Genomic DNA, 9,233 nt, shown 5'->3' on the forward strand with positions numbered 1-9,233 from the left:
AAGGCCACTAATTAGTGGCCTTTTTTTATCCAGATTCATGATCCCTGGCCTTGTAGCGCTTCTCTTTCCACTCTTCCAGTTCTACTTTTCTCTTTTGTAATTCTTCTTCGCTAAATTCAAAATCAATTAATTTGTCCAAATCAGGCTGGCCGGCATCAATCCAGCAGGTGTACCAAAAATCGCCTATCATTTTTACCGCTCTCGTCATTTGTCTTTCTACCATACCATCTAACGCTTTGTGGTAGGCCTTTGAGAAATCTTTAGAATAAACTCTTACAGTTCCAGCTCCTCGTGTTTCAAATGAATATTTTTTATCAGCCCCCATTTTCTCAGTTAGCTGTCTTTCGAAAAGTAAAACTGAATCCATCGCCTCATGTGCTTGAATTAGTGCATCCCAAGCTGCCAACTGAGTATTGGTTATGTATTGGGCTTTCCCTACGAAAAAGTTGTAATCATTAGAATACAACTCCGGCAGACGTGACTCCCAAAAGCCGTGAATGCCATGTTGATTAGTTAATTGGCCGTTATAGTTCTCCGTAGTATGCAAAGGAACATTTGCATCACCAATATAATGTCCTAAATCTGCGGACAACCTAAGAATGGCCTCTGCATCCTGAATGCGCATAGCATCTGTGAGCCATTGCTTTACGCGATAAATATGCCAGGGAACTATTCCATACGCCTGTAAGGTATCCTCAGTGTATTTCTCAACCGCATCGTTCCAATAACGCGGGAGTTTATATACTGCACTATCGCCATAAACATCTGCATCTAAATAGTGCCTGGGTGCCTCGTTTTCTACTGCATATCTACGTTTATCAGGATTTACTGCATTTTCAGTAATGTATTGGATATTAAACTTGTAGAATCCAATCATTTCTGTAGGTAAGGTAAATACTGCAAGCCTATTTATTTTTTGATGCGCAAAAAAGCCCCAAATTGCATGAGAACAAGTGAAAATAGCTGTAAAAAGTAGGACCAGGATTGTTTTTCTCATTGTTGGCAATAATAAATCTATTTTACGGTAACGATAAATATTTAAATAATATTAAAATGTTGTTTTGCATAAAAATAAAATAACATTACCTTTGCACACTCAAAATTAATAGAGTAGTTGAATTAAGAGCATATGGCAAATCATAAATCAGCGTTAAAAAGAATTAGATCAAACAACGCAAAAAGATTAAGAAACAAGTATCAGCACAAAACTACCAGAACGTTCATCAAGCAATTGAGAGGAACGACTGACAAAGCTGAGGCTCAAGGTCTTTTGAAAACAGTAATTTCAATGATTGATAAGTTAGCTAAGAAAAACATTATTCACAGAAACAAAGCTGCTAACAATAAGTCTAAACTAACCAAGTTAGTAAACAGTCTTTAATCTGTAAGAAGTAAATACTAGAAACCGCTTTGAGTCTTCAGAGCGGTTTTTTTATGCGTCATTATTTATTGTAGTTGCAATACACAACATTATCATTCGCTCATATTGGTTTTGGCAATCCAGTATTAACTGTATTCAGCCACATATTCACCTTCATACTTTCTTAATAACCCTGTGAATTGTTATATTGAACGTTTATAGCTCAAATTTTGAAGACAAGATCATCATTTACATTACTTTTTAGCTCAATACTATTTTTACTTACCCTGATGGCAATGAGTATAGCTTATTGGGTTTGGCATGATATTAAAAAAGATAGCGTTAAGGAATTAGAGTATACAAGCGCAGTTATTTCACGCTATTATGAATTAAGTTTTAATCAATGGCATAATACATTGCTAAATCTAGGTGAGCGATTACATAGCACGAATGATGTTGATTCCGTTCAAAAGCGGCTAGCTATTGTAAATTCTGCTATTAAAAATTATGAAGAACTTCTTGCCTTTGGATATACCTCACCTGAGGGCCAGGTACTCACATTTTCAGGCAGCAAACCGTCAGATTCTTTACCTAATCTTATGATGTCTGAAAATTCTAGACGGTCTTTTTTACAGTCAAAAAACACGAATTACATTTCAATAGGGGAAGCTTATTACTTTCCAAATGTCCTGGATTGGATATTACCTATGCGCGTTCCTATAAGAGATAAGAACGGAAAATTGGTTGCAGTAAACACCACTGCTTTGCAATACAAAACGATGAATTCTGATTTAAATGGATTTGGCTTTGATCCAAACTATCGTATTTATCTCGTTAATGATGCATTTAACACTGTGCAATTCTATCATCCGTTGGCTACGGCAGACTACAACAAGATACTAGGTACTGAGGCTAGCCTTTTAACAGAGTCAAGCGTCCATACTATTACAGATATTACTTACTATCAGGGAAAAAATAATTTTGAAAATAACGAATCTATCTTCATAAAAACACCACTACACCAACTTAACCATACACTCTATGTTTCTGTGAATCATGACATTATAATTAAGGAAGCAATGTCAGCATTGATTCTAATCATTGCTGCTTATTTAATTGTAGTCATTTTTATTATCGCTATCTATGTTTACTCTCGTAAAAAACAAAATCAATATTTATCCAGCCTAATTGAAAGTCAGGCAAATCTTAATTCCATATTTGAAAGTACTAATAGCCTTATTGGACTTTTTGATACTAATAAAAGACTCATCGAGTTTAATCAGTCATTCGCTGAGGCAGCCAAGCTCACTGAGAATATAACATTAACGAAAGGTATGGGAATTGAGGACCTAAGTAGTTCTAAAGACATGGTAAAACTCTTTAACCATTACCAAGACAAAGCACTGAGGGGTGAGAAGTTTAAAGAAACTATTTCTTACCCAAACCCTGAAGGAGGTCAAATACACTATCAATTATCTTATAACCCTATCTTTCAAGGAAAGAAAGTCAATGGCTTATCAATGTTTGTTCAAGACATTACCGAATTAAAAAACTATCAAAATAACCTTGAGAGTCTTGTAAATGAGCGGACAAAAGAACTTGAAGGGAAAAATTTGGAATTAGAAACTACTTTAGGTGAATTAAAATCTGCTCAGCAAAAATTGGTTCAAGCAGAAAAAATGGTATCGCTTGGTGTTCTTGCTGCTGGTATTGGGCATGAAATAAACAATCCCCTTAATTTTATAAAGAATGGTGCAAGTGCATTAACTGAGACTTTAAAGCAAGACCCACAAATAAATCTCGATGAAATTCAGCCATTCTTAGAAATAATTAATACAGGAGTTTACCGGGCGAATGCCATTGTTAAGAGCCTAAGTCATTTCAGCCGAGAGGTCAAATCAAAAGATGAGGAATGCAACATCAATTCAACTATTGAGCATTGTCTTACCATGTTGAATAACCGGCTTAAAAATAAAGTAAAAGTTGTCAAACAACTTGATTTGAATTGCCCTACAATTTTAGGGAATGAAGGCAAGCTTCATCAGGCAGTACTTAATATTATTTCCAATGCTGAACAAGCAATAGCTGAAAAAGGTGTTATTACGATTAAGACGCACTTTAATAAAGCCTATCTGATTGTCCAAATTAGTGATAATGGAGAAGGTATATCTCAAGAGAATATCGCTAAAATTGCTGACCCTTTTTTTACCACTAAAGAGCCGGGGGTTGGCACAGGTTTAGGATTATTTATAACTTACAATATTATAGAAGAACATAATGGTGTAATAACTGTTGATTCTGAAGTTGGCAAAGGAACAACCTTTACCATTAAATTCGATCTATCAGAATGAAAGAATACGATAATATAACCATTCTTTATCTTGACGATGAAGAGATTAATCTATTTATTTTCGAAGCGAATTTCAAGAATAAGTTTCATGTAATTACGAGCAAATCACCTAATGATGCTTTAGCCAAATTGGACGAATATCATGAAAAGATAATTGTTGTCATATCAGATATGAGAATGCCTGTAATGTCAGGCTTAGAGTTCATTAGAAAAGCCCGCACGAAGCATTCCAACATATTCTACTATATTCTTACGGGTTTTGATTTTAACCATGAAATTGAAGAGGCCTTAAAGGAAAAGGTTATTCACAAGTTTTTCAGCAAACCTTTTGATGCAAAGCAAATAGAAGAGGAAGTGCTTGAAGCAGCAAAAAAACTAGACAGGCTATAAGTTTCAATTATCCTTCTTACCAGGATCTTTTGTAAGTTCATTTTTGGTTGTTGCTATGTGAATAAATTTTAGCATAACAAGCATGTACAATGTTAGAAATGCCATGTATTCTAATTGGCTGTAGTTGTAAATAAATTCGAATTCATAGGCCTTAAATACATTGAGTTGTTTGAAGAGCACTAATAAAAATCCTGCGAAGAAATAAGCTGCACCAACCTTTTGCCCAAAAACAATACTTAGCACACATGAATGAATAAAGTAGGTGATGAACAACATTGCTGCCAAGGCATTCTGGCTATCAATGGCGGTTGTAACCACATAGGCTGTTGTAAAGATAAAGCTGATGCCTATTAGCGCTATTACAGCCTCGTTAAATTTAAACCTGGAAATATAAATAAGTATTGCTGGTAAGCAGAGATTAATTATGATTGATGGAATAAGATACACCTCACTTTCGGGATGCCGAAACGTTAGAATAACAATTAAAATACCCAGCGCAAATTGAAAATAGCAGTATAGCAGAAATGCGTTTTTCTTGGCGTTGTCAGTAAAGAGCATAGAAGTCAAATAGATGTTTAAAAGCACAAGTAAATACTTTTAGTTGGCAGTTGCAATTTGATATTGATGTTTAATCAACTATCGTTTTGAATAAAGAAAAAAGCCTCTGAAATTCAGAGTCTTAGTTTGAGTGATCATGATGGGGCTTTCTGACGTTCGCTTATGCAAAGTCTGGATAGACTTCTCGCACCAACTTCTATAAATGCAAAAAAGCTATCCGAAGATAGCTTTTTATGTTGTGATCCCGCTGGGGCTCGAACCCAGGACCCTCTCCTTAAAAGGGAGATGCTCTACCAACTGAGCTACGGAATCTTGCAAGAAAAATCCACTGAAATTTGGTGTTTTTGACCACCGTTTTTTCAATGGAGTTGCAAAGATAATAGGTCGGATTATAACTGCAAACATTCCTAACATTTTTTAGTAAAAACTTTCTCAGCCACCTTTCGTGTAATTGATCTGAACTACTTGGTAAAAGTATTTATACAACTATATATTTGTCGTATGAAAAGATTCATTTGTGCAGTTATCTTATCACTAGTAAGTGTATTGGCTTACTCTCAAAGCTTGTCCACTGCCGATTCTCTCTTTAACGAAGGTAAGTATACTGAGTCATTCGAAATTTATCAAACCTTGTTGGAGGAAGAAAAAGTTGCGAGTCCATCCATGCTACTAAAAATGGCCTATATTAAAGAAGGCCTTGGCGGAACTTCAGATGCATTGTATTATCTAAACCTATATTATCTAAAAACAGCCGATAAAAAGGTTCTATTTAAAATGGAAGAACTGGCTCAAAAGGCTGGTGCAGATGGTTATGAGTACAATGATTTCGAATTCATTCAAACGGTATTCTTTAAATATTTTAACACAATTGTATTAACCCTTATCTCCATTGGAATACTGTTACTTGCAATTTCGTTCTATTTAAAATTCAGAAAGGGTGTAAGTCCGGCTATACCTTCAATTTTTATGGTATTTGTATTAGCCCTTACCTTTGTTCTGATCAACTTTGGAAAGCAATACAACAGAGCTGTTGTGACAAAATCAAATGCCTATTTAATGAGCGGGCCTTCCTCTGCTGCTGAAGTACTCACCATCATAAAAAAAGGAAACAGGGTTCATACTAAAGGAAGAACAGATATCTGGACTAAAATTGAGTCCAACTCCATAGTGGGTTACATCAAAACAGAAAAGTTAAAAGAAGTAGAACTTTAACATTAGTACATCACGCTCACAGAGCCTCGGTATTCCCTATTGGTATAATTGATCTGATAAAAATATACACCAGATGGCACGCCTTCACCTGTCCATCTAAAGTCTCTATCTGAGCTACTAAACACTTCCCTACCCCAACGATTGAATATTACCACTTCTTCAAACTGTCCTGCGCAATTATCTATGGGTAATATATTTTCCAACTCATTGGTATCCTCATTAAGGTTATACATGCCGAAAAATTCGTTCACTCCGTCACCATTGGGTGTAAATAAATTAGGTGGTAAAATATCAGTTTCACCAGCATTTATGTCAATTACATGAATAGTGAAATTTTTACTAATGCCTTGAGGATTATAACAATTGAGATCCCTTGCAATAAATGTGAGATCGATAGTCCGTGTGAGACCAGCACCTGTAAGGTCAGTACAATCCGGAGCCCACCTAAAGACGGACTGGGCAGTGCCTCTCTCTCTGACAGCGTTAAATTCAAAAGGATCGTTAGGACTACGTTCAAACAAATCCAGCAGAATGGTATCGCCTTCGGCATCTAAAGCACGAATGTTCAGTTCAATTTCAGTATTGACAATTACTCCAACACTGTCACCAATAATAGGCACACTGTTTAAACTGTTGATAAAAATTTCTGGAGGTGAGTTTGTTGGTGGGCTGAGTAAAATATCGATTTCCAGGGTATCAATATTAGTTAGTTGACAATCATCCAAGTCTTCTACAAAGAACTCTAGCCTGAAAGAGTCTAGTTCAGCTTCATACTGGCAGGGTATTTCCCATAGAAATTTACTAGTAACACCGGGACTGCCTGTACCCTCTTTATTTTCGAAAGAAGCACCTACATCTTCAAAGTTGAAATTGGCCCCTCTGCCAAATAGACTAATCTGATCATTGTCATTATCGCGGCCTCTGATGTCTAAATCAACTGTTTGGCCATAATTGTAATTGAGTTTGAGGTAAGAATCAGATGGGCGCTGTGTTTCGAACACTCGCGGTTTGGTTTGATTAGGAAAATCGATATTAAGTGTCATAATTGTATTTCTTGGATCTTCATACAGACACTGATCCTCATCATCCAGACTTAGCAATATGTCAAAAGCCTTTCTTATTCCTGTTGGCACTTCAACATCCCTGCCTGCGGATAAATTGATATCATTTGAGTTGCAATCATAATTCCAGTTAAATGTAGTTGACACTTGCCTGTCACCAAAAACAGGTTCTGTAAAAGACATTCCTACTTCTGTTAAATCAAAGCCCAGTGGTGTGATTGCAAACGTCACCTGGTCTTCTGCATCATAGCCATTGATATCAAACGTTAAAGAACCATTGGACTGAGACGTAACTGTTCTGTTATAAGAGTTAATTCGAGTGCCATTTCTACTTTCAGCATAATAGGCAGTGGTATTGGGTGGTGGTTCTATGTTGAGCGTAACAATAACGGTATCGAGTGCCGGTTGAGGGCAAGCATCATCCAACGCAATTATACCAATTTGATAAGGCTTATTTCTTACATAAGGACACTCAGGAAAACATATTTCAAATCGAGCTGTGTCGAGTTCATTGACTAACGAAACATTTTGCGAAACATCAATAGTTATTCCTTCGAGGTCAGCATCAAAATTGATGGGAATAGGCTGAATATTAACATCTTCAGAAATATCGCCACTAACCGGAATATCATTTACTAATATTTCGATACAACGTTCAGATGCACCGAACGGAAAAAATAGTTGAGTGCCTTCAGAATAAAATCCGCTTTCTCCTTTTTCTCTTGCTCTTACAACTGGTGGTTCATTAATGCAATTACTTACCACCAACATTTGAAAATCCCTGCGCATAACCCCTATCTGCTCGCCATCCCTAAACTCTTTACACTCCACGGCAAAAACATATAATCCTGTCGATTTTGGAGTTACAGTTAGAAGTCCTTTAGTAGATATGGCTAGGTCAGGATCGCCTCCTATTATGTTAAAAATACCAAAACCAGGTCTCCAAACTATGTTTGGGTACGGCCCTGGATTTGGTGTTACAGGCAATGCATTTTGAGTGTCTACTGTGCTATATGGAACTACAAGGGAATAAACCAAAGAATCACCATCCTCATCAACGCCTCCAAAATCAGCAAAGTAGAAATTATCTACGCATCCATAATCTCTCAGGGGTGGAAAAAGTCTTGGTGTTGAATTGATAAATTGTGTACCATCTCTCATTACTGGTGGGAATTCCAGATAAAATGTTTGTCCGGCACTGGTTCCTGCACCAGCTGGGTTATCACTAAATATGTTAGTGATTGTGTAGTTTCGGCAGCAGCGCTCCCAAGCCACATAGTAGCCTTCAGGATCGTCATACTCATCAGCTGGTAAAGTTAAAGGTGCTGTATAAAATATTCGAGAAGTCACTAATCGGCCATCGTCACACTCCACATTGCTGTAAGGAACAAATACATCTTCTGTTACATTTAACGTGATGTTTCGCATTTGGGCATTATCAGACTTTCTGTAGATATAGGCAATAATCGAATTTTGACGTGCGCCCGGGGTTCCATTTAATTCATCGAAGTAGAGCACCATATTCAATTGATAGTCGAAATCCTCGACATGCAACAATTCAAATTCTCCACCTACGATATGCGAAGCAAAAGCAGTAAGTTTGCCGACCAAAAGAAAAAAGACAAGTAAAAGTTTTCGCATAAGCTACCCTAAATATAGAAGTAAAGTCAAAGGTAAGTCTGATTAATTGCGAAATAATTGAAGCATGAAGATAAAAAATAAAATCCTAAAAAGTATAACAATTGAGGGCTTAGCTGCTGAAGGAAAATGCTTTGCAAAATGGGACGGACAAATCATTTTCGTTGGTAATGTGGCACCGGGTGATGTATGCGACTTAAGAATTACAAAACGTAAAAAGAGTTTTTTACAGGCTGTTCCAACACATTTTCACTCTTATTCTGAGTTGCGTGAAGAGCCGTTTTGTGAGCATTTTAGCACATGTGGTGGCTGTAAATGGCAACATATTGGGTATCAAACACAGATTAAAAGCAAAGAGCAGCAAGTAATTGATCAGCTTCAGCGAATTGGAAAAGTAGAATATGATCAGCTACACCCAATTATTGGCAGTGAAAAAACCAGATACTATCGTAATAAGTTAGAATTTACTTTCTCAAGCTCCAGATGGCTGACGCGAGTAGAAATAGCTTCAGGAAAAGAATTTGAGAAAAATGCATTAGGATTCCATATTCCAGGGCGATTTGACAAGATTTTAGATATCGATCATTGCTATCTTCAGGAAGATCCTTCCAACAAAATCAGATTGGCTGTAAGAGACCTGGCGCTCGAGAAAGAGATATCTTTT

Annotated in this window: 8 protein-coding genes and 1 tRNA gene; 5 read left to right on the forward strand and 4 right to left on the reverse strand. The window is 36.6% G+C overall.

What is annotated here, in order from left to right; translation table 11 throughout:
- Positions 1-25 precede the first annotated feature (25 nt).
- On the reverse strand, positions 26-997 hold the full coding sequence (locus RLO81_RS13220; protein ID WP_350112356.1) for a zinc dependent phospholipase C family protein: 972 nt from the start codon (positions 995-997) through the stop codon (positions 26-28).
- A gap of 132 nt (positions 998-1,129) precedes the next feature.
- On the opposite strand from RLO81_RS13220, the gene rpsT reads away from it, so the two are divergent.
- From rpsT to RLO81_RS13235, 3 genes are all read left to right on the forward strand, one after another.
- A complete protein-coding gene (gene rpsT, locus RLO81_RS13225; RefSeq protein ID WP_350112359.1) occupies positions 1,130-1,381 on the forward strand; it encodes a 30S ribosomal protein S20 in 252 nt (83 codons plus the stop codon).
- A 275-nt stretch (positions 1,382-1,656) separates the two neighbouring features.
- Complete coding sequence (locus RLO81_RS13230; protein ID WP_350112362.1) at positions 1,657-3,711, forward strand: ATP-binding protein; 2,055 nt, start codon at positions 1,657-1,659, stop codon at positions 3,709-3,711.
- The gene (locus tag RLO81_RS13235) at positions 3,708-4,100 is read left to right on the forward strand and encodes a response regulator (protein WP_350112365.1); all 393 of its coding nucleotides are present in this window, start codon (positions 3,708-3,710) and stop codon (positions 4,098-4,100) included. The genes RLO81_RS13230 and RLO81_RS13235 overlap by 4 nt, the downstream gene beginning before the upstream one ends.
- Before the next feature lie 3 nt (positions 4,101-4,103).
- Here the strand turns inward: RLO81_RS13235 and RLO81_RS13240 are convergent, their stop codons facing one another.
- Together RLO81_RS13240 and RLO81_RS13245 are read right to left on the reverse strand one after the other, a co-directional pair.
- The gene (locus tag RLO81_RS13240) at positions 4,104-4,685 is read right to left on the reverse strand and encodes a hypothetical protein (RefSeq protein WP_350112367.1); all 582 of its coding nucleotides are present in this window, start codon (positions 4,683-4,685) and stop codon (positions 4,104-4,106) included.
- Between the two features lie 212 nt (positions 4,686-4,897).
- Positions 4,898-4,970, reverse strand: a tRNA-Lys gene (locus tag RLO81_RS13245).
- Between the two features lie 189 nt (positions 4,971-5,159).
- Between RLO81_RS13245 and RLO81_RS13250 the strand changes: the two genes are divergently transcribed.
- Positions 5,160-5,870, forward strand: a complete 711-nt coding sequence (locus RLO81_RS13250; protein ID WP_350112370.1) for an SH3 domain-containing protein — start codon at positions 5,160-5,162, stop codon at positions 5,868-5,870.
- Positions 5,871-5,872: 2 nt separating this feature from the next.
- Here the strand turns inward: RLO81_RS13250 and RLO81_RS13255 are convergent, their stop codons facing one another.
- A complete protein-coding gene (locus tag RLO81_RS13255; protein ID WP_350112373.1) occupies positions 5,873-8,572 on the reverse strand; it encodes a T9SS type B sorting domain-containing protein in 2,700 nt (899 codons plus the stop codon).
- Positions 8,573-8,636: 64 nt separating this feature from the next.
- Here RLO81_RS13255 and RLO81_RS13260 point away from each other — a divergent pair.
- Positions 8,637-9,233, forward strand: a 597-nt coding sequence (locus tag RLO81_RS13260) for a class I SAM-dependent RNA methyltransferase (protein WP_350112376.1), incomplete at its 3' end; no start/stop codon positions are given.

The sequence above is a fragment of the Fulvivirga sp. genome (assembly GCF_040220315.1).
Lineage (GTDB): Bacteria > Bacteroidota > Bacteroidia > Cytophagales > Cyclobacteriaceae > Fulvivirga.